The sequence below is a fragment of the Enterobacter sp. MEB024 genome (assembly GCF_030209635.1).
GTDB lineage: Bacteria > Pseudomonadota > Gammaproteobacteria > Enterobacterales > Enterobacteriaceae > Enterobacter > Enterobacter ludwigii.
Genome location: NZ_JARVRQ010000009.1, coordinates 14,998 through 35,980 on the forward strand (window position 1 = coordinate 14,998; position 20,983 = coordinate 35,980).

Here is a 20,983-nt window from a genome sequence, read left to right on the forward strand (position 1 = left end):
TTTTATTCAAACAAATTCTGATGAAGTTTTTGCACGACCTGCTCGGCCTGATCGGCTGGCACCAGGAAGCAGAGGTTGTAGCTGGAGGCGCCGTAGCAAATCATACGAATGCTGAACGGGTCGAGTACGCCGAAGACCTCTTTGCCCACGCCGCAGGCACGCGACAGCTTGTTGCCGATGATGGCAACCAGCGCCAGATCTTCTTCCACTTCCACGCGGCACAACTCAGAGAGTTCGATCAGCAACGACTGCGTCAGCAGGGTGTCGCCGGTTGACGTGGAGCCAGTGGTGTCCAGCGTCAGCGCGATGCTCACTTCGGATGTGGTGATCAAATCCACGGAGATATTATGGCGCGCGAGGATGCCAAACACTTCCGCCAGGAAACCGCGAGAATGCAGCATATTGTGGCTGTGCAGCGTCACCAGCGTCTGGCGGCGGCGCAGGGCCAGCGCTCGGAACAATGGCGGGTTTTCGGTTTTCTTGCACACCAGCGTACCGCCTGCTTTGGGATCCTTACTGGAGCCAACGAAGACCGGGATATCGCTGCGCACGGCCGGCAACAGCGTCGCCGGGTGCAATACTTTCGCGCCGAAGGTGGCCATTTCGGCCGCCTCTTCAAACGCGATCACATCAATGCGTTTCGCCGCAGAGACCACGCGCGGGTCGGTGGTGTAAATACCCGGCACGTCAGTCCAGATATCCACACGGGTGGCATGCAGCGCTTCGCCGAGCAGGGCTGCCGTATAGTCACTGCCGCCGCGGCCAAGCGTTGTTGTACGGCCTTTGGCTTCGCTACCGATAAAGCCCTGAGTGATCACCATCCCTTCTGCCAGGCGCGGAGCTAGCTGCTGCTGGGTCAGCTCGGCCAGCATTTCAACATCCGGCTCGGCACGGCCAAAGCGATCGCTGGTGCGCATGACTTTACGCACGTCAAACCATTGGGCATGGACGTTACGCTCGCGGAGGATCTCCACGAACAGCAGCGTGGACATCAGCTCGCCGTGGCTGACCAGTTCATCGGTCAGCGCGGTGGAGGTCGCCAGAGAGGCGGCTTCAGCCAGGGTAGTGATATTTTCCAGCAGGCGTTCCACTTCCTCACGGATCACGTTCGGATTCTGCAGACGTTCAAGGATGTTGAACTGAATTTTGCGCAGTGCGTCCAGCTTAACGAAACGTTCGGTTGCTTCCAGTCCTTCAGACAGAGAAACCAGCAGGTTCGTCACGCCAGCAGAGGCGGAAAGCACCACCAGGCGGGTATTCGGATCGGCCAGCACCACATCGGCGCTGCGGTTCATGGCATCGTAATCGGCCACACTGGTGCCGCCAAATTTGGCGACCACAAAACTCGTCATAACAACCTCGTGTCAGGGAATGAATAAAGCGACCTTGGCACAAGAATGAAACGAGAACAGGTGCAGGCGCAAAATACGGCCCTATAAATAAAATGTGGGGGAGGTCCTGTCAATGCTGGGATTATGCGGATTTTTTATGGGGGGGTACCCCTCAGTAAAAGGACTTATAACAGGGCCATATTTTATGCTCCTTTTTACCGCCTTTTGACCGACATTTCGCCGCCCCTGAAGGGCGTTTCAGCAGCTATACTTTTCGGGTCTTTTCACCTGTGTTTGATGCAGGCCAGGGCAATGGCATAAAAACCATCACAATTTTTATTTGCAGGCGCTACAATCGACCGCAGTCACAATTCTCAAATCAGAAGAGTATTGCTAATGAAAAACATCAACCCAACGCAGACCGCTGCCTGGCAGGCACTACAGAAACATTATGATGAAATGAAAGACGTCACCATCGCGGACCTGTTCGCGAAAGATGCCGATCGTTTCAATAAGTTCTCCGCGACCTTCGATGACCTGATGCTGGTGGATTTCTCCAAAAACCGCATTACCGAAGAAACGCTGGCGAAGCTGCAGGATCTGGCGAAAGAGACTGAGCTGGCCGACGCCATCAAATCCATGTTCTCCGGTGAGAAGATCAACCGCACCGAAGACCGTGCCGTGCTGCACGTGGCGCTGCGTAACCGTAGCAATACTCCGATTATCGTTGACGGCAAAGATGTGATGCCGGAAGTGAACGCGGTGCTGGAAAAGATGAAAGCTTTCTCTGAAGCGATCATCTCCGGAAGCTGGAAAGGCTACACCGGCAAACCGATTACGGATGTCGTTAACATCGGTATCGGCGGGTCTGACCTCGGCCCATTCATGGTCACCGAAGCGCTGCGCCCATACAAAAACCACCTCAACATGCACTTTGTTTCTAACGTCGATGGTACCCACATCGCCGAGGTGCTGAAGAACGTGAATCCGGAAACGACCCTGTTCCTGGTCGCGTCTAAAACCTTCACCACTCAGGAAACCATGACCAACGCCCACAGCGCGCGCGACTGGTTCCTGAAAACCGCAGGCGACAACAAGCACGTGGCGAAACACTTCGCCGCGCTGTCGACCAACGGGAAAGCCGTTAGCGAGTTCGGTATCGACACCGCGAACATGTTCGAGTTCTGGGACTGGGTGGGCGGTCGTTACTCTCTGTGGTCCGCTATCGGCCTGTCGATCATCCTCTCCGTCGGCTTCGACAACTTTGTTGAGCTGCTCTCCGGCGCGCATGCGATGGATAAACACTTCTCCACCACCGCACCTGAGAAAAATCTGCCTGTGCTGCTGGCGCTGATTGGTATCTGGTACAACAACTTCTTCGGGGCTGAAACCGAAGCGATTCTGCCATACGACCAGTACATGCACCGTTTTGCGGCCTACTTCCAGCAGGGCAACATGGAATCCAACGGTAAATACGTTGACCGTAACGGTAACGCTGTGGATTACCAGACTGGCCCAATCATCTGGGGCGAGCCAGGCACTAACGGCCAGCATGCGTTCTATCAGCTGATCCACCAGGGCACCAAAATGGTTCCGTGCGATTTCATCGCCCCGGCCATTACCCATAACCCGCTGTCAGACCACCATCCGAAGCTGCTGTCTAACTTCTTCGCACAGACTGAAGCGCTGGCGTTCGGTAAGTCTCGTGACGTGGTTGAGCAGGAATACCGCGACCAGGGTAAAGATCCGGCCACGCTGGACCACGTTGTGCCGTTCAAAGTGTTCGAAGGCAACCGTCCAACCAACTCCATCCTGCTGCGCGAAATTACGCCGTTCAGCCTGGGTGCGCTGATTGCCCTGTACGAGCATAAGATCTTCACTCAGGGCGCTATCCTGAACATCTTCACCTTTGATCAGTGGGGCGTTGAGCTGGGTAAACAGCTGGCAAACCGTATCCTGCCTGAACTGGGTGACGATAACGCGATTAACAGCCACGACAGCTCCACAAATGGTCTGATCAACCGTTATAAAGCATGGCGCGCGTAATTAAAGTGTCATGAAAAAGTGCCGGCGAAATGCCGGCATTTTTTTATCGGATAATTCCTTATGTCTGTTATTAAACTCAAATTCCGGCAGTGAGTTTAATCTGAAAATAGCCGTTAACCTGTTAATTGCTGCGGTTTATTTTAGGAAAATACGGATAATTACTGTCACGGGATCTAATTCTATTTCATTGATTTATATAAGTTATATTATTATCTAATCGTCCTTTTGTTTCCATTTTATCCAATTGTCCGAAAACCCTTCTTCTATTTACCCCTACGGCAAACCCTCACCTTTAGTTGTGTATACTCGAATCCGCCTGAAATTCTTTTTGGGCAAATCTCCATTCATTAAATGAAGGGAAATTCTTATGAAGAAAGTACTGTATGGCATTTTCGCCATATCTGCGCTTGCGGCGACATCTGTTAATGCGGCTCCGGTTCAGGTCGGAGAAGCGGCAGGTTCGGCTGCGACGTCTGCGTCTGCGGGGATTTCTACCGCGTCCAGCGCCAGCACCGTAAGTTCAGCCGTGGGTGTCGCCCTGGCGGCAACCGGTGGCGGTGATGGCTCCAATACCGGAACCACGACCACCACGACCACTAGCACCCAGTAATAACGGGTGTTTTAATCATAACCACACTTCGGTGTGGTTATTCTGGCTTTTCAGTAGCCTTCGGGACCTGTAGACCGGGTAAGCGCAGCATCACCCGGCAATAATGCGGAGAAGAGTCGTGAAGCGACCTGGGATCATCCTGATTTGTCTGCTTTTGCAGGCGTGCTCGGCCACCACCAAAGGGCTGGGCCATTCACTGTGGGAAAGCATGTTCGGTACGCCGGGCGTGCATCTGACCGATGACGAACTTCAGAACATGCCCTATGCCAGTCAGTACATGCAGCTCAACGATGGCCCACAGCTGTTTGTGGTGCTCGCTTTCGATGAAAACGGGCAGCAGAAATGGGTGACGCAGGATCAGGCCACCATCGTAACGCAGCATAGCCGTATCGTGAAAACCCTGCTCGGGGGCGACAACCTGCTTGAAGTCAACAATCTCGCCGCCGATCCGCTGAACACGCCGAACCAGATAACCGACGGGGCAAGCTGGACCCGCACGATGGGCTGGACCGAACACAAGCAGGTTCGCTATGCCACCGCCCGCTCCACCTTCCGCTGGGATGGCACGGACAGCGTCAATGTGGGCAGCGACGAAACCCGGGTTCGCGTGCTGGATGAAGAGGTCACTACCGATCAGGCAACCTGGCATAACCGCTTCTGGGTGGACGATGACGGCCAGATACGCCAGTCGTTACAGTATCTGGGTGCCGGATTCTTCCCGGTCAAAACCACGCTGATCAAGGCCGCGAAATCATGAAAACACTTATTCGCGTTGCGCTGATCGCAAGCTTTGCTACGCCGCTCGCATGGTCTGCCGGGACGGTGAAAGTCTATACGCAGGACAATACGAAGCCTAAAACATTGGCCAACGCCGGACACTTGATCGATCTCGTCGGCCAGCCAAGGCTGGCGAACAGCTGGTGGCCGGGTGCGGTCATCAGTGAACGACAGGCGACGGTGGTGGCGGAGCAACAACATAACGCGCTGCTCGCCAGGCTAACAGGGCTGGCGGAGCAGGAAGAGGGTGACGACGCGGCGGCCATTAACAGCCTTCGCCAGCAGCTTAAGGCGCTGAAGGTTACCGGACGGTTGCCGGTCAATCTCGATCCGGACCACGTTCGCGTCGCGGAGACGGCTAACCCGTCACTGGAAGGCGAGTACACGCTCTGGCTACCTGTTCAGCCTTCTACCATTACCGTGTTCGGGCTTGTCAGCAGTCCGGGTAATAAGCCGTTTATGCCGGGTCGCGATGTGGCGAGCTATCTCGATGAACAAAATTTGTTGAGCGGTGCGGATAAGAGCTACGCATGGGTGGTGTACCCGGACGGCCAAACGCAAAAAGCACCGGTAGCCTACTGGAATAAACGCCATATCGAACCGATGCCAGGCAGCGTCATTTTTGTCGGTTTTGCCGACCATTTCTGGACGAAGGCATATGACGGGCTGAACGCCGATATCCTTCACTCCCTGAAACAGCGGATACCGGAATAATGAAAAGAACCTATCTCTATAGCATGCTGGCGTTGTGCGTGAGTGCCGCCTGCCATGCAGAAACGTATCCGGCACCCATTGGCCCGTCTCAGTCAGATTTCGGCGGCGTCGGTTTACTGCAAACGCCTACCGCGCGCATGGCGCGGGAAGGGGAAATCAGCCTCAACTACCGTGATAACGATCAGTATCGCTACTACTCCGCCGCTGTGCAGCTGTTTCCGTGGCTCGAAACCACGCTGCGCTACACTGATGTGCGCACCAAACGGTACAGCAGCGTCGAGTCCTTCTCCGGCGATCAGACCTACAAAGATAAAGCGTTCGACGTGAAGCTGCGTCTGTGGGAAGAGAGTTACTGGATGCCGCAGGTCTCTGTTGGCGCACGGGATATCGGCGGTACCGGTCTGTTTGATGCGGAATACGTGGTGGCCAGCAAAGCCTGGGGACCGTTTGATTTCTCACTCGGTCTCGGCTGGGGGTATCTGGGCACCAGCGGCAACGTGAAAAACCCGTTCTGCTCCTACAGCGACAAATATTGCTATCGCGATAACAGCTATCAGAAAGCGGGCTCCATCAACGGCGACCAGATGTTCCACGGCCCGGCCTCGCTGTTTGGCGGCGTAGAGTACCAGACGCCCTGGCAGCCGCTGCGCCTGAAACTGGAATACGAAGGGAATGACTATTCACAGGATTTCGCCGGCAAGATTGAGCAGAAGAGCAAATTTAACGTCGGTGCCATTTACCGTGTGGCTGACTGGGCTGACGTTAACCTCAGCTATGAGCGTGGCAATACCGTGATGTTTGGCGTGACGCTGCGTACCAACTTTAACGATATGCGGCCACACTACAACGACAACGCGCGCCCTGCCTACCAGCCGGAGCCGCAGGATGCCATTCTGCAGCACTCCGTCGTGGCGAACCAGCTGACCCTGCTGAAATACAACGCCGGACTGGCGGATCCGAAGATTCAGGTGAAAGGCGATACGCTGTACGTGACCGGCGAGCAGGTGAAATACCGCGACTCGCGGGAAGGGATCGAACGCGCCAACCGGATCATCATGAACGATCTGCCGGACGGTATCAGCACGATCCGCGTGACCGAAAACCGTCTGAACATGCCGCAGGTCACGACGGAAACGGATGTCGCCAGCCTTAAGCGCCATCTGGAAGGCGAACCGCTTGGGCATGAAACCGAGCTGGTGCAAAAACGCGTTGAGCCAGTGGTGCCAGACACCACCGAGCAGGGCTGGTATATCGATAAGTCGCGCTTTGATTTCCATATCGATCCGGTGCTGAACCAGTCTGTTGGTGGGCCAGAAAACTTCTACATGTATCAGCTGGGCGTCATGGCGACGGCGGATCTGTGGGTCACCGACCACCTGCTGACCACCGGCAGCCTGTTCGGTAACCTTGCCAACAACTACGACAAGTTCAACTATACCAACCCGCCGAACGACTCGAAGCTGCCGCGCGTGCGTACTCGCGTACGTGAATATGTGCAGAACGACGCTTACGTAAACAACCTGCAGGCCAACTACTTCCAGTACTTTGGTAACGGTTTCTACGGCCAGGTTTACGGCGGTTATCTGGAAACGATGTTTGGCGGCGCGGGGGCTGAAGTGCTCTACCGTCCGGTAGACAGCAACTGGGCGTTTGGTCTTGATGCCAACTACGTCAAACAGCGTGACTGGCGCAGCGCGCAGGACATGATGAAGTTCACCGATTACAGCGTTAAAACCGGCCATCTGACGGCCTACTGGACGCCGTCGTTTGCCCCGGACGTACTGGTGAAAGCCAGCGTTGGTCAGTATCTGGCGGGGGATAAAGGCGGCACGCTGGATATCTCTAAACACTTCGACAGCGGTGTGGTGGTCGGTGGCTATGCCACGATCACTAACGTCTCGCCGGACGAGTACGGGGAAGGGGACTTCACCAAAGGCGTGTACGTTTCCATTCCGCTGGATCTGTTCTCGTCAGGCCCAACCCGCAGCCGTGCGGCAATTGGCTGGACGCCGCTGACGCGTGACGGTGGTCAGCAGCTGGGTCGTAAATTCCAGCTGTACGACATGACCAGCGATAAGAACATCAACTTCAGATGATGCGTGAGTGCCCGGTAGCGTTACGCCTGCCGGCCACATTACAAACGCCGCAACAGCCTCGCCGGGTTGCCGGCGTAAACCCCTTTCTCGGTGATGGACTTTGTCACCACGCTTCCCGCCCCAATCACCGTCCCATCGCAAATTGAGACAGCCAGAATGGTGGCCCCGCTGCCGATTGAAACGTCGTTGCCCACGCGAATGTGTCCCCAGCTGCGCCGGTCGGCATTGGGTTTACCGTCGCGGAACATATCGTTGGCGAACATCACCCCATGGCCAATGAAACAGCGCTCGCCGACGGTGACGTACTCGCAGATGAAGGTATGGGACTGAATTTTGCTGTCAGCACCGATGTGCGAGTTAGCCTGGATTTCAACAAACGGGCCGATAAAGACGTTATCGCCCAGCGAACATTCATAAAGATTCGCGGGTTCGTAAATGACGACGTTTTCGCCGCAGACAACATGACGAATAGCCGCCTGGCGTTGCTCTGGCATACATCTCCTTAGACTGGCATCGACATAATATGGAGGGTGCTGGTTTGCGCCGCAGTGACGAAGAGAATGTCTTTGACATGTTTCAGCCCCTGCGCTTCGTAAAACCGGCGTGCGCGAGGGTTCTTTTCGAGGACTTCCAGCCACAGCAGATTTTCCGAACAGGCTTTTGCCTGGCGAATCACTTCCGCAAGGAGTTGCTCGCCGTAGCGGTGTCCTGTGGCATCCGGCAATAAATAGAGTTTATGCAGGAGCGTACCCGACAGCCCCTCGGGCTCGATGGTCTGCTGGGTTGAGAATTTTGCGAATCCGACTGGCATTTGTGCGCTGGCAATGAGCCAGTAAGTGCCCGGCTGCATCAGGCTGTCTGCTATCGCCTGCGGTGCGTATTCCTGCTCAAGAAAGGCGGCAAGCTCTGTCTGGCTTTCCCATAGATGCCCAAAGTGATGCCGGTAGCTGGCATACCCCATTTCACTCAGCTGTTTTGCATCATCCAGGGTGGCGCGTTGAATGGTTAATTTCATCATCCCTTCGTCGAAATAAGCGTGTCACAATGCAACATGCCACAGCGCTGAACATAATATAAACAAAAAATATAGATCACCGTCACATTTTTGCGTTATACAGGAACCTCGCCCTGGAGAATGAGGTGCTCTATGACATCCCTGACTCGCCCGCGCGTTGAGTTTATCTCAACAATCCTCCAGACCGTGCTGAACCTCGGTCTGCTGAGCCTTGGCCTGATACTGGTCGTCTTTTTGGGAAAAGAGACGGTGCATCTGGCGGATGTGCTGTTCGCCCCTGAACAAACCAGCAAATATGAGCTGGTGGAAGGCCTGGTGGTCTACTTTCTCTACTTTGAATTTATCGCGCTGATTGTGAAGTATTTCCAGTCAGGCTTTCATTTCCCGCTACGCTATTTTGTTTACATCGGGATCACCGCGATTGTGCGGCTGATCATCGTGGATCATACCTCCCCGCTCGACGTACTGATCTATTCGGCGGCGATCCTGCTGCTGGTGATCACGCTCTGGCTGTGCAATTCGAAACGGCTGAAACGGGAATAAAAAAATGGCGGCCCGGAGGCCGCCTAACAACAGTCACAAGTTGGGTCAATACAATACGTCTAAAGTTGAGGGTTGCAGTGGCATAACAAATGAAACTTAACCTTTCACACCGCCCGCCGTCAGGCCATTCACCAGCCAGCGCTGCGCCAGCAGGAACACGACGGTGATAGGGATGGCGGAGAGTACAGCCGCCGCCGCAAAGTCGCCCCACAAATAGTTTTGCGGATTGAGGTATTGCTGCATACCGACGGCCAGCGTATAGCTGTTGACATCACGCAGTAACAGGGAAGCGACCGGCACTTCGGTGATGGCTGCGATAAACGACAGGATAAAGACCACCGCCAGGATCGGCACCGACAGCGGCAGAAGCACCAGACGGAATGCCTGCCACGGGGTCGCGCCATCCAGCGCCGCCGCTTCTTCCAGCGAGCCGTCGATGGTTTCGAAATACCCTTTGATGGTCCACACATGCAGCGCGATACCGCCAAGATAGGCGAAGATGACGCCACCGTGGGTGTTCAGGCCGATAAACGGCACATACTGGCCCAGTCGGTCAAACAAGGCATACAACGCCACCAGTGACAGTACCGCCGGGAACATCTGGAAAATCAGCATCCCTTTCAGCAGCGTGGCCTTACCCGGGAAACGCATACGGGCAAAGGCGTAAGCACAGGTCGTGGAGAGTGCGACAATTCCAATCGCGGTAATCCCGGCAATTTTCACCGAGTTCCACAGCCATAACAGCACCGGGAACGGCGGTGGCGTGACGCGGCCATCCGCGTGTTCAACGCTGAAGCCCAGCGCTAACTTCCAGTGCTCCCAGGAGATTTCATCCGGGATCAGGCTCCCGGTCGCGAAGTTACCGGCACGCAGGGAAATGGCGATGACCATCAGCAGCGGGAACATGATTGCCGCGATAAAAATCAGCAGCCCTAAATGCGTCGCGAAGAGGCGCAGTTTCTGAGATTTGGGTTGGACCATAGACATATTCTGTGCCCTCCTTAGTCGAATTTCATGCGTGTTGCTTTCAGGTTCACAATCGCCAGAGCGCCAACCAGCAGGAAGATCAGGGTGGCAATCGCGGCCGCCAGACCGAAGTCCTGACCGCCGCCGCCTTCGAAGGCGATACGGTAGGTGTAGCTGACGAGCAGGTCGGTATAGCCTGCCGGCGTGGTGGTGCCAAGACGGTCAGGCCCACCGTTGGTCAACAGCTGAATCAGCACGAAGTTGTTAAAGTTGAAGGCAAAGCTGGCAATCATCAGCGGCGTCAGCGGCTTAATGAGCAGCGGCAGCGTAATCTTAAAGAAATTCTGGAACGGACCCGCGCCATCCATTGCCGAGGCTTCGTACAAATCGTCCGGAATCGCCTTCAGCAGGCCCATGCACAGGATCATCATGTACGGATAACCGAGCCAGGTGTTCACGATGATAATCATCGAGCGGGCGGTGATGGGGTCGCTGAACCAGGCCGGTTTGATGCCGAACAGCGCGCTCAGCATCATGTTGATTTCACCGAAGCTCTGGTTAAACAGCCCTTTGAAAATCAGAATCGAGATAAACGACGGGACGGCATACGGCAGAATAAGCAGCACGCGGTAAATGGCTTTCCCTTTCAGAGATTCCCACTGCACCAGACACGCCAGCACCATGCCCACGGCAACGGTCAGGATCACCGTCAGTATGGAGAACACCACGGTCCAGACAAAGATGGCGAAGAACGGTTTCTGGATCCCTTCATCGGTGAAGACGCGGGTGAAGTTGTCCCAGCCTATCGTCACGGTGTAGCCCGGGCTGAGCTTGTCATCACCCCATTTGCCATCAGCCGTAATGGACTGGTAGAAACCAATGTCGTTGTTTGGACGGTACTTCACGCCGCTCTGGTTGTTGGTCAGCGTGCCGTCGTCCGCCAGCGTATAAAGCGGTTGTGTCCCGGAGAACTGGCGCAGTGAACTCATGGTCACTTTGCTTTCGTCCGGCAGTTGGGCGGTAAGCTGCGTCAGTGCCTGACGGTTCTGCGTAATGATGCGCAGGTTAGCGCGTTCGCCTTCCGGCAGGGCCGCAGCCTCTTTTAAGGCCAGCTTCTGCTCGCCGCCAAATTTGAAAGCGTCGGAGACATAATTTTTGCCGGTTTCTTCGTCAGTGAGTGCTAACTTCCACTCGCTGCCCGCAGGATACAGGCCGAAGTTAAAGGTTTTGCCCGCCTGATAAGAGCGGTCCATCAGCACCTGTTGGGCGCGCTCCTGCGCAAGCTGGTTGGTGCTGCTGTAGTTGGTGAACGCGATAGCAATGGTACAAATCAGCGGGAACAGGACAAACAGACCCATCCCGGCCACGCCCGGGTAAACATATCGCCAGGCATAGGCTTTACGGTTGGCGAAAATATACAGGCCAGCAGAGCTTAAAATCAGCGTCATGATGGCGAACAGATATTCCCCTTGTACGTACATTAAAACAACAAGGTAACCCACCAGCAGACACAGCAGACCCATTACAGACCACTTCAGGGCAGAGCTTTGCCACCAGTGTTTCTTTTTAATGACATCCATGGGGTTCTTCCTCTACAACACATTTTGTTCTCCCTCTCTCCGCAGGGGAGAGAGGGGATAAAAGCCTTACTTCGTGATACGACCCTGAGCATCTTTCAGCGCAGCATCAACCGTCTGACGACCGCTTGCTGCGTTGATGACGGCGGTACGGGTGGCGTACCAGAACGCTGCCATTTGTGGGATGTTCGGCATGATTTCGCCTTTCTGGGCGTTATCCATGGTTGCCGCGATACGTGGGTCTTTCGCCAGCTGATCCTGGAAGGATTTCAGCGCAACTGCGCCCAGCGGTTTGTCCTTGTTCACTTCATCCAGACCCTGATCGGTCAGCAGGTAGTTTTCCAGGAACTCTTTCGCCAGCTCTTTGTTCGGGCTGGCAGCGTTAATACCTGCGCTCAGCACGCCAACGAACGGTTTAGACGGCTTGCCTTTAAAGGTTGGCAGCAGGGTTACGCCGTAGTTGATTTTGCTCTTGTCGATGTTGGTCCAGGCCCACGGACCGTTGATGGTCATCGCGGTTTCGCCTTTGTTGAACGCCGCTTCTGCGATGGAGTAGTCGGTATCCGCGTTCATGTGTTTGTTCTTGATGAGGTCAACCAGGAAGGTCAGGCCTGCTTTCGCGCCAGCGTTGTCCACGCCCACGTCTTTCACGTCATATTTGCCGTTTTCAAATTTGAACGCGTAACCGCCGTCGGCAGCAATCAGCGGCCAGGTGAAGTACGGTTCCTGCAGGTTGAACATCAGCGCGCTCTTACCTTTCGCCTTCAGCTCTTTATCCAGTTTCGGGATCTCTTCCCAGGTTTTCGGTGGGTTGGGTACCAGGTCTTTGTTGTAAATCAGAGACAGCGCTTCTACCGCGATTGGGTAAGCGATGATCTTGCCGTTATAGCGAACGGCATCCCAGGTGAACGGGTACAGTTTGTCCTGGAAAGCTTTGTCCGGCGTCACTTCAGCCAGCAGACCCGACTGCGCGTAGCCACCGAAACGGTCATGTGCCCAGAAGATGATGTCCGGACCGTCACCCGTTGCAGCCACCTGCGGGAATTTCTCTTCCAGTTTGTCCGGGTGTTCAATGGTAACTTTGATACCGGTGTCTTTCTCGAATTTCTTGCCCACTTCGGCCAGGCCGTTATAGCCTTTATCGCCGTTAATCCAGATAACCAGCTTACCTTCTTCAATTTTGGCGAGAGCCGGTGCGGAAATCATCATTGCTGCAAGGGCGGACAATGCGAAAACGCGTGCGCCAGTCTTGATCTTCATATCTGCCATCCTTTTTTGGTGATGTGCTCGTGGATACACTGAGGTGGTTCAACGTGACTCAGTCTCCTTATTTGACATCCTCTTTCCATCCTCCCAACCCCTACGCCCCACCCCCCGTTTGTGTGATCTCCGTTACATAAATTTAAGTTATGAGTGCTGGCGCACATAAAAACACAGTGAATTTTGCAGGTGGCTTCACGAATTTCGCCTCAGCCCTCCAGCGGCGGTCGCAGAGCCTGCTCTCTCATCCTCCCGCCTCCTCCCCCATAAAAAAGCCGGGGGGTGGAGGATTCACGAAAGTAATGGATACCCCATAGTGAACTTATCTTGAATGTTTCTGTCGGTGACAGGTTGTAACGAAGGGAGAAGGGCATGGCGAGCGTACAGCTGCGTAATGTAACGAAAGCCTGGGGTGACGTTGTGGTGTCGAAAGACATCAATCTGGACATCCACGAAGGTGAATTCGTGGTATTTGTCGGCCCATCTGGCTGCGGTAAATCAACTCTGCTGCGTATGATTGCCGGTCTTGAAACCATCACCAGCGGCGATTTGCTGATTGGTGATACCCGAATGAATGACATTCCGCCTGCCGAACGTGGCGTCGGCATGGTTTTCCAGTCTTATGCACTCTATCCCCACCTTTCCGTAGCCGAGAACATGTCCTTCGGTCTGAAGCTGGCGGGCGCGAAAAAAGAGGTGATTAACCAGCGCGTCACGCAGGTGGCGGAAGTGTTACAGCTGGCACACCTGCTTGAGCGTAAACCAAAAGCCCTTTCTGGTGGTCAGCGTCAGCGTGTGGCAATTGGCCGTACGCTGGTCGCCGAACCGCGCGTGTTCCTGCTCGATGAACCGCTTTCTAACCTGGATGCCGCCCTGCGCGTCCAGATGCGTATCGAAATCTCCCGTCTGCACAAACGTCTTGGCCGCACGATGATTTACGTCACCCACGATCAGGTCGAAGCGATGACGCTGGCCGACAAAATTGTGGTGCTGGACGCCGGTCGCGTGGCGCAGGTGGGTAAACCGCTGGAGCTTTATCACTACCCGGCAGACCGCTTTGTTGCGGGCTTTATTGGCTCGCCAAAGATGAACTTCCTGCCCGTCAAAGTGACCGCGACAGCCATTGAACAGGTACAGGTGGAGTTGCCAAACCGTCAGCAAGTGTGGCTGCCGGTCGACAGCGCCAACGTACAGGTGGGGGCCAATATGTCCCTCGGTATTCGTCCTGAGCATTTACTGCCGAGCCACATCGCCGATGTGACGCTGGAAGGTGACGTTCAGGTCGTCGAACAACTTGGTCACGAAACACAGATTCATATCCAGATCCCCGCCATCCGTCAGAACCTGGTCTACCGCCAGAATGACGTGGTGTTGGTAGAAGAGGGTGCCACATTCGCTATCGGTTTGCCGCCAGAGCGTTGCCATCTGTTCCGTGAGGATGGCACCGCATGTCGTCGGTTGCACAAAGAGCCAGGCGTTTAAGCATTCCAATTACAAAGAAAAGCAATGATCTCAGGAGATAGAATGATGATTACTCTGCGCAAACTTCCTCTGGCAATCGCCGTGACGGCAGGCATTTTGTCTGCACACGCGGGTGCCGTGGACTTTAAAGGTTATGCTCGTTCTGGCATTGGCTGGACCGGGAGTGGCGGTGAACAACAATGTTTCCAGGCAACCGGTGCACAAAGTAAATACCGTCTCGGTAACGAATGTGAAACCTACGCCGAATTGAAACTGGGTCAGGAAGTGTGGAAAGAGGGCGATAAGAGCTTCTATTTCGACACTAACGTTGCGTATTCCGTTTCTCAGCAGAATGACTGGGAATCCACCAGCCCGGCCTTCCGTGAAGCAAACGTGCAGGGTAAAAACCTGATTGAATGGCTGCCAGGCTCCACCATCTGGGCCGGTAAGCGTTTCTATCAGCGTCATGACGTCCACATGATCGACTTCTACTACTGGGATATCTCTGGTCCTGGTGCGGGTATCGAAAACATCGATCTGGGCTTCGGTAAACTGTCTCTGGCCGCGACCCGTTCTTCTGAGTCCGGCGGTTCTGCAACCTTCGCCGATCGTGATGCGAACGGCGACCGTATTTATGACAACGTAGTACCAAACGATGTCTTCGACGTCCGTCTGGCCGGCCTGGAAACCAACCCGGGTGGTACACTGGAACTGGGTGTTGACTATGGTCACACCAACATTCCTGACGACTACTATCTGCAGCCTGGCGCCTCTAAAGATGGCTGGCTGTTCACCGCTGAGCACACCCAGAGCATGTTGAAAGGCTTCAACAAGTTCGTGCTGCAGTACGGTACGGACTCCATGACCTCTAACGGCAAAGGTATTCCGCAGGGCGGTAGCATTGATAACGACGGTTCCATGTGGCGTGTGCTGGACCACGGTGCAATCACCCTGGCAGACCGTTGGGACCTGATGTACGTCGGTATGTACCAGAATATCGATCGTGACAACAACAATGGTACAGAGTGGTGGACTGTCGGCGTTCGTCCAATGTTCAAATGGACGCCAATCATGAGCACCCTGCTTGAAGTGGGCTACGACAACGTTAAGTCTCAGAAAACTGACGAGAAAAACAGCCAATACAAAATCACCCTGGCACAGCAATGGCAGGCAGGCGACAGCATCTGGTCTCGCCCGGCTATCCGTGTCTTCGCAACCTACGCGAAGTGGGATGAGAAATGGGGCTATGCGAACAACGACTCAGGCGCAGGTTATACCTCTGGCGTAGCGTATAGCGACACTTCCGCGAAAACCTTCAGCCGTGGCGACTCCGACGAGTGGACCTTCGGTGCCCAGATGGAAATCTGGTGGTAATTCGGTAGACCTGACGTAATGACCTAAAAAGAGGGGCGCAAGCCCCTCTATCCTTAGGGTGCTGCGCGCTATTGCCTGGCCACCGCAGTGCTCACGCTATCAGAGGTAATAACAATGAAAATGAAGAAAAGTCTCGTCGCGCTGTGCCTCTCTGCGGGGCTGCTGGCCTGTGTTCCGGCGATCACCTTCGCAGATGTCAATTTCGTGCCACAAAATACCAGCGCTGCGCCTGCCATCCCGGCGGCGGCGCTCCAGCAACTGACCTGGACGCCGGTTGACCAATCCAAAACCCAGTCGACCCAACTTTCTGCGGCAGGCCAACAGCTTAACGTGCCGGGGATTGCCGGTCCGGTTGCCGCTTTCAGCGTCCCGGCCAATATTGGTGAGCTGACCCTGACGCTGACCAGCGAGGTAAGCAAGCAGACCAGCGTATTTGCGCCTAACGTCCTGATTCTGGATCAAAACCTGACGCCATCTGCCTTCTTCCCGAGCGACTATTTTGGCTACCAGGAACCTGGCGTCATGAGCGCTGACCGCCTCGAAGGCAAAATGCGCCTGACGCCTGCTCTGGGACAGCAGAAGATTTATGTCCTGGTCTTCACCACGGACAAAGATTTGCAGCAGACCACTAAGCTCACCGACCCGGCAAAAGCCTATGCCAAAGGAACCGGTAACTCTGTTCCGGATATCCCGGATCCGTTAGCGCGTCATGTCACCGACGGGTTGCTGAAGCTGAAAGTCTCAACAAACAGTGCTTCCAGCGTACTGGTTGGCCCTCTGTTTGGTTCATCCGGTACAGGCCCGGTCACGGTGGGGAACACTGCTGCGCCTGTGTATGCCGCACCCGTTGCTACGGCGGCGGCTCCGGCTGCAACCGCAGCCCCAGTTCCGGCGAAGAAAGCCGAGCCGGTACTGAACGACACCGAAGAATACTTCAATAACGCCATTAAGCAGGCGGTGAAGCGCGGCGATGTCGACAAAGCGCTGAAACTGCTTGATGAAGCCGAACGTTTAGGTTCAACCACTGCCCGTTCCACCTTTATCAGCAGTGTAAAAGGCAAGGGGTAACCGTTTCCCCACAGTGCTGATTTGTTAGTAGTTTAGTGCGCCTGAGTGGGCGCACTTTTTTTGGTGTCAAACGGGCTGTTGCGCTCTTGTTGCGATCGTGATCGTTAAATAACGTTTGGCCCCCCTCAATCCGCTTTTCTGCGATACAATGCCATTACGTTATGTATCGGAGAGTCTGGCATGTCACACCCCGCGCTAACGCAACTGCGTGCGCTGCGCTATTTCGACCAAATACCTGCGCTTGACCCGGAGCAACTGGACTGGCTGCTGCTGGAAGATTCCATGACTAAACGTTTCGAGCAGCAGGGCAAAACCGTTACGGTGACCCTGGTTCAGGAAGGGTTTGTCTCTTGCGCTGAGATCGCCTCTGAGCTGCCGCTGTTGCCGCAGGAAGAACGCTACTGGCTGCGCGAAATTTTACTCTGTGCAGACGGTGAGCCATGGCTTGCCGGACGAACGGTCGTTCCCGAGTCTACCCTTTCCGGGCCAGAGCTGGCGCTACAACGGCTGGGGAATACGCCGCTGGGGCGTTATCTTTTCACGTCGTCCGAGCTTACCCGGGATTTTATTGAGATTGGTCGCGATGCCGAACTGTGGGGGCGTCGTTCCCGCCTTCGCCTGAGCGGTAAACCGTTAATACTGACGGAGCTTTTTTTACCGGCATCGCCGTTGTACTGAGAGGAAGAAAAAATGGAGTGGAGCCTGACGCAGAATAAGCTGTTGGCTTATCATCGCTTGATGCGTACAGATAAACCCATCGGCGCGCTGCTGCTGCTGTGGCCGACCCTTTGGGCGCTATGGGTAGCAACACCAGGGGTACCGCCGCTGTGGATCCTGGGGGTGTTCATTGCAGGCGTCTGGCTGATGCGTGCGGCGGGCTGCGTGGTCAATGACTATGCGGATCGTAAATTCGACGGGCACGTAAAACGTACGGCCCATCGTCCGTTGCCCAGCGGGCAAGTGACCGAAAAAGAGGCCCGTACGCTGTTTATCGTACTGGTGCTGCTCTCTTTCCTGCTGGTGTTAACCCTGAACACCATGACCATTCTGCTTTCAGTCGCGGCCCTGGCTCTGGCCTGGGTTTATCCGTTCATGAAGCGCTACACCCACCTGCCTCAGGTGGTGCTGGGCGCGGCGTTTGGCTGGTCGATCCCGATGGCGTTTGCGGCGGTGAGTGAGTCCGTCCCGTTAAGCTGCTGGCTGATGTTCCTGGCGAACATTCTCTGGGCCGTGGCATACGACACGCAATACGCGATGGTAGACCGCGACGATGACCTGAAGATTGGCATTAAATCGACGGCGATCCTCTTCGGACGTCATGACAAGCTGATCATCGGTATCCTGCAGGTTGCGGTGCTGGCGTTAATGGTGACGATGGGTTACCTGAACGGGCTCAACTGGGCGTTTTACTGGGCCGTGCTGGTGGCGGGAATGCTGTTTGTCTACCAGCAGAAGCTGATTGCGAAACGGGAGCGTGAAGCCTGCTTCAAGGCGTTTATGAATAACAACTATGTCGGTCTGGTGCTGTTTTTAGGGCTGGCGATGAGCTACTTTTCGTAAAAAAACGGCAGCCAGAAGGCTGCCGTTTTTGCTTTCATCACAGGTCATCAGACCGCTGCACGCTTCACTCGCCTTGCGTCGCACTTTCAATCGTTAAACGCACATCAGACGTGATCAGTTCGGCCAGCATCTGGTACACCTTCAGCGTCTCTTCCGGCTCGGCATCGCCCGTATCACTGATAAACCCTTCATCACGCAGCGTCAGCACCAGAGAGCTGAAGACCGCTTTGTCGAAGAATTCCGGGGCGTTAATCCCGTGCAGAACAGACAGGCGCTGTGCCAGCGTCCGGCTCTCTTTCTCGAGCGTACCGCGGTTAATGGACGGATTCGCGCTCAGCAACCAGAAGGTGATGGCGTAGCGCTGCAGCGTTTCACGCGCGCCCGCCGCCAGCAGTTGCAGGGTACGGGACCGTGACGGATTGATATGCAGCTCGTCGTTCGTGACGGTAATCAGCCCCTGACGACGCAGCTCTTCGGTCAGTTTATCCAGCTCAGTCGCCAGTTCGTCCTTGTCCCAGCGCAGGAACAGCTCCGCTTTCAGCATTGGATAGAGCGTTTCAACATGACGCAACAGCTCCTGACGCGAGATGCGACGATGCTGGGTGATGATGGCCGCCATGAGCGAGGGCAGCATCAGCATATGCGCGATGTTGTTGCGATAGTAAGTCATCAGCACCGCCTGCTCACGCGGGAGAATGATGATGTCGCCGATGGTGTCCTTTTCGACTTCAAACTTGTTCATCTGCAGGGCATGCTCGATAAGCTCGCTTGCCGTGCTTACCGGTACGGTCGAATCCACCGAGTACGGCACGTTGCGCATCATATCCAGATAGCAATCCAGCTGCTCCGTAAGCTGTTCACGGGTCAGTGAACGCTGACGAGAGGCCAGAAGCGCCGTACAGCACAGGTTCATGGCGTTTGCCGCACCGGCGTTGTTAATACGCACCATCAGTTCAGAGGCGATGCTGTTGACCGTAGGCGTCAGCCAGGCCGGGCGAATCGCTTCGATAGGATCGATAGACTCGCGCCACTCCGGAACATGGTTGTTCAGGTAGGTCATCAGCGGCATCGGCTCGCCAAAGTTGACGTAGCCCTGGCCAAGGTTGCGTAACTTGCTCAGGCCGCGCAGCATCTGCGGCAGGCTCTCTTTCTCTTTGGTCGCACCGCGCAGCTCTTTGGCGTAGGTGCCCACTTCCATCACGTGCTCGTAGCCAATGTAAATGGGTACCAGCGTGATCGGGCGGGTTCCCCCGCGCAGCATCGCCTGAATGGTCATCGACAGCGTGCCGGTTTTAGGATCGAGCAGACGACCGGTACGGGAGCGACCCCCTTCCACGAAGTATTCAACGGAATAACCGCGGCTGAACAGCTCGCCAAGATATTCACGGAATACGGTGGAGTAGAGCTTGTTGCCCTTAAAGGTACGACGAATAAAGAACGCCCCCAGGCGACGGAAAATCGGGCCGGCTGGCCAGAAGTTCAGGTTAATGCCGGCAGCGATGTGCGGCGGTACCAGACCCTGGTGATAGAGCACATAGGAGAGGAGCAGATAGTCCATGTGGCTGCGGTGGCAGGGGACATAGACAATCTCATGGCCATCATGGGCCAGCTGGCGTACGCGCTCGGCGTTATGAACGTTGATTCCCTGATAGAGGCGGTTCCACGTAAAGCCCAGAATACGATCGGAAAGACGAATCATCTCGTAAGAGAAGTTCGCGGCAATCTCTTCCATCAGCGCAATAGCGTTCTGCTGTGCTTTCTCATGGGAAATCTTTTTGCTGCGCGCTTCGTCTTCAACGGCCCTGGCAATCGCTTTGGAGGCCAGCAGCTTGTTGAAGAGGTCCTGACGTGCAGGAAGACGCGGGCCGACGGCAGCCAGACGCTGACGGGCGAAGTGCATACGCGCCACGCGCGCCAGTTTCTGCGCGATAATCTTGTCGGTGCCGTGTTCGTCCGCCATACGGCGCAGCGAAACGGACGGGGAGAAACGCACGAAGCTGTCACGTCCCAGCCAGGAGACCGCGAAGAATTTCTGAATGCCGTTAAGCATGCGCAGCGGTGGGTTCTCTTCACCTTTCTCTCTGCCCGGGCGACGACCAAACATCACCGATACCGGCACCATCTGCACATCCAGACCCGGATTGCTGCGGTGCAGGTCGAGATAGTCGTGGAAAAGCTTGATGGACTCTTCCTTTGGCGTGTAATAGGTAAACACGCGCGGCCCGCCGTGAATGAACACATAGCGCGGCAGCAGAGTGCCGTCGACTTCGAGGGGTTCAAGCGGGTCAGGTAAATCATGCGCCAGACACTGGGCGCGAAGCGTCAGTAGGTCTGCCTTCGAGTTATAAGGCAAAACGTACATAATTGGGCGTGACGTATCGAGCCCCAATTCCAGCGCGGGTTCCGCTGGGATAGACTTGCTTTTTACCAGGACGCTTAATGGTAAATTAAGTAATTTGTAGTAAATTCGTGGCCAGCCGGACATAAACGATGTAAAGCCTCTGGTTAATAATGCAATTGCGGCGCAAGGATAACAGAAAGCGCGCAAAATTTCTGTTGTTACCCGTCATACTTCAGGCAGCAGC

At 55.2% G+C, this 20,983-nt stretch carries 18 protein-coding genes; 11 read left to right on the forward strand and 7 right to left on the reverse strand.

What is annotated here, in order from left to right; genetic code table 11:
* Nucleotides 1-2: 2 nt before the first annotated feature.
* Complete coding sequence (gene lysC, locus QRN24_RS15745; protein ID WP_014168184.1) at nt 3-1,352, reverse strand: lysine-sensitive aspartokinase 3; 1,350 nt, start codon at nt 1,350-1,352, stop codon at nt 3-5.
* A gap of 375 nt (nt 1,353-1,727) precedes the next feature.
* On the opposite strand from lysC, the gene pgi reads away from it, so the two are divergent.
* The 5 genes from pgi to QRN24_RS15770 all read left to right on the forward strand — a co-directional run bounded on the left by pgi (nt 1,728) and on the right by QRN24_RS15770 (nt 7,574).
* Entirely contained in the window at nt 1,728-3,377 is a 1,650-nt protein-coding gene (pgi, locus tag QRN24_RS15750) for a glucose-6-phosphate isomerase (RefSeq protein ID WP_020882856.1), read from the forward strand.
* 367 nt (nt 3,378-3,744) lie between these two features.
* Nucleotides 3,745-3,987 (forward strand): exopolysaccharide production protein YjbE, encoded by a 243-nt coding sequence (gene yjbE / locus QRN24_RS15755; RefSeq protein ID WP_014168186.1) that lies wholly within the window; start codon nt 3,745-3,747, stop codon nt 3,985-3,987.
* Nucleotides 3,988-4,105: 118 nt separating this feature from the next.
* Nucleotides 4,106-4,744, forward strand: a complete 639-nt coding sequence (locus QRN24_RS15760; RefSeq protein WP_020882855.1) for a YjbF family lipoprotein — start codon at nt 4,106-4,108, stop codon at nt 4,742-4,744.
* Nucleotides 4,741-5,478 (forward strand): capsule biosynthesis GfcC family protein, encoded by a 738-nt coding sequence (locus QRN24_RS15765; RefSeq protein WP_148576967.1) that lies wholly within the window; start codon nt 4,741-4,743, stop codon nt 5,476-5,478. The genes QRN24_RS15760 and QRN24_RS15765 overlap by 4 nt, the downstream gene beginning before the upstream one ends.
* Nucleotides 5,478-7,574 carry a YjbH domain-containing protein gene (locus QRN24_RS15770; protein ID WP_014168189.1) on the forward strand — a complete coding sequence of 699 codons (2,097 nt, stop codon included), beginning with the start codon at nt 5,478-5,480 and terminating at the stop codon, nt 7,572-7,574. The genes QRN24_RS15765 and QRN24_RS15770 overlap by 1 nt, the downstream gene beginning before the upstream one ends.
* A gap of 38 nt (nt 7,575-7,612) precedes the next feature.
* Here the strand turns inward: QRN24_RS15770 and QRN24_RS15775 are convergent, their stop codons facing one another.
* Both QRN24_RS15775 and QRN24_RS15780 read right to left on the reverse strand, forming a co-directional pair.
* The gene (locus QRN24_RS15775; protein ID WP_063157172.1) at nt 7,613-8,068 is read right to left on the reverse strand and encodes an acyltransferase; all 456 of its coding nucleotides are present in this window, start codon (nt 8,066-8,068) and stop codon (nt 7,613-7,615) included.
* Nucleotides 8,069-8,076: 8 nt separating this feature from the next.
* Complete coding sequence (locus QRN24_RS15780) at nt 8,077-8,592, reverse strand: GNAT family N-acetyltransferase (protein ID WP_284942875.1); 516 nt, start codon at nt 8,590-8,592, stop codon at nt 8,077-8,079.
* 129 nt (nt 8,593-8,721) lie between these two features.
* On the opposite strand from QRN24_RS15780, the gene psiE reads away from it, so the two are divergent.
* Nucleotides 8,722-9,132 (forward strand): phosphate-starvation-inducible protein PsiE, encoded by a 411-nt coding sequence (gene psiE / locus QRN24_RS15785; protein WP_020882851.1) that lies wholly within the window; start codon nt 8,722-8,724, stop codon nt 9,130-9,132.
* 96 nt (nt 9,133-9,228) lie between these two features.
* Here the strand turns inward: psiE and malG are convergent, their stop codons facing one another.
* The 3 genes from malG to malE all read right to left on the reverse strand — a co-directional run bounded on the left by malG (nt 9,229) and on the right by malE (nt 12,935).
* Nucleotides 9,229-10,119, reverse strand: a complete 891-nt coding sequence (gene malG / locus QRN24_RS15790; protein WP_014168193.1) for a maltose ABC transporter permease MalG — start codon at nt 10,117-10,119, stop codon at nt 9,229-9,231.
* Between the two features lie 14 nt (nt 10,120-10,133).
* Nucleotides 10,134-11,678 carry a maltose ABC transporter permease MalF gene (gene malF / locus QRN24_RS15795; RefSeq protein WP_020882850.1) on the reverse strand — a complete coding sequence of 515 codons (1,545 nt, stop codon included), beginning with the start codon at nt 11,676-11,678 and terminating at the stop codon, nt 10,134-10,136.
* 66 nt (nt 11,679-11,744) lie between these two features.
* Nucleotides 11,745-12,935, reverse strand: a complete 1,191-nt coding sequence (gene malE / locus QRN24_RS15800) for a maltose/maltodextrin ABC transporter substrate-binding protein MalE (protein WP_020882849.1) — start codon at nt 12,933-12,935, stop codon at nt 11,745-11,747.
* Between the two features lie 372 nt (nt 12,936-13,307).
* On the opposite strand from malE, the gene malK reads away from it, so the two are divergent.
* From malK to ubiA, 5 genes are all read left to right on the forward strand, one after another.
* Nucleotides 13,308-14,417, forward strand: a complete 1,110-nt coding sequence (malK, locus tag QRN24_RS15805; protein ID WP_014168196.1) for a maltose/maltodextrin ABC transporter ATP-binding protein MalK — start codon at nt 13,308-13,310, stop codon at nt 14,415-14,417.
* Nucleotides 14,418-14,459: 42 nt separating this feature from the next.
* Complete coding sequence (locus tag QRN24_RS15810; protein WP_020882848.1) at nt 14,460-15,770, forward strand: maltoporin; 1,311 nt, start codon at nt 14,460-14,462, stop codon at nt 15,768-15,770.
* A 114-nt stretch (nt 15,771-15,884) separates the two neighbouring features.
* Nucleotides 15,885-16,838, forward strand: a complete 954-nt coding sequence (malM, locus tag QRN24_RS15815) for a maltose operon protein MalM (protein ID WP_020882847.1) — start codon at nt 15,885-15,887, stop codon at nt 16,836-16,838.
* 180 nt (nt 16,839-17,018) lie between these two features.
* Nucleotides 17,019-17,516, forward strand: coding sequence for a chorismate lyase (gene ubiC / locus QRN24_RS15820; RefSeq protein WP_014168199.1), 498 nt, complete (start codon nt 17,019-17,021; stop codon nt 17,514-17,516).
* 12 nt (nt 17,517-17,528) lie between these two features.
* A complete protein-coding gene (gene ubiA / locus QRN24_RS15825; protein ID WP_025206398.1) occupies nt 17,529-18,398 on the forward strand; it encodes a 4-hydroxybenzoate octaprenyltransferase in 870 nt (289 codons plus the stop codon).
* A 64-nt stretch (nt 18,399-18,462) separates the two neighbouring features.
* Here ubiA and plsB read toward each other — a convergent pair whose 3' ends face one another.
* Nucleotides 18,463-20,883, reverse strand: a complete 2,421-nt coding sequence (plsB, locus tag QRN24_RS15830) for a glycerol-3-phosphate 1-O-acyltransferase PlsB (RefSeq protein ID WP_020882845.1) — start codon at nt 20,881-20,883, stop codon at nt 18,463-18,465.
* Nucleotides 20,884-20,983 lie beyond the last annotated feature (100 nt).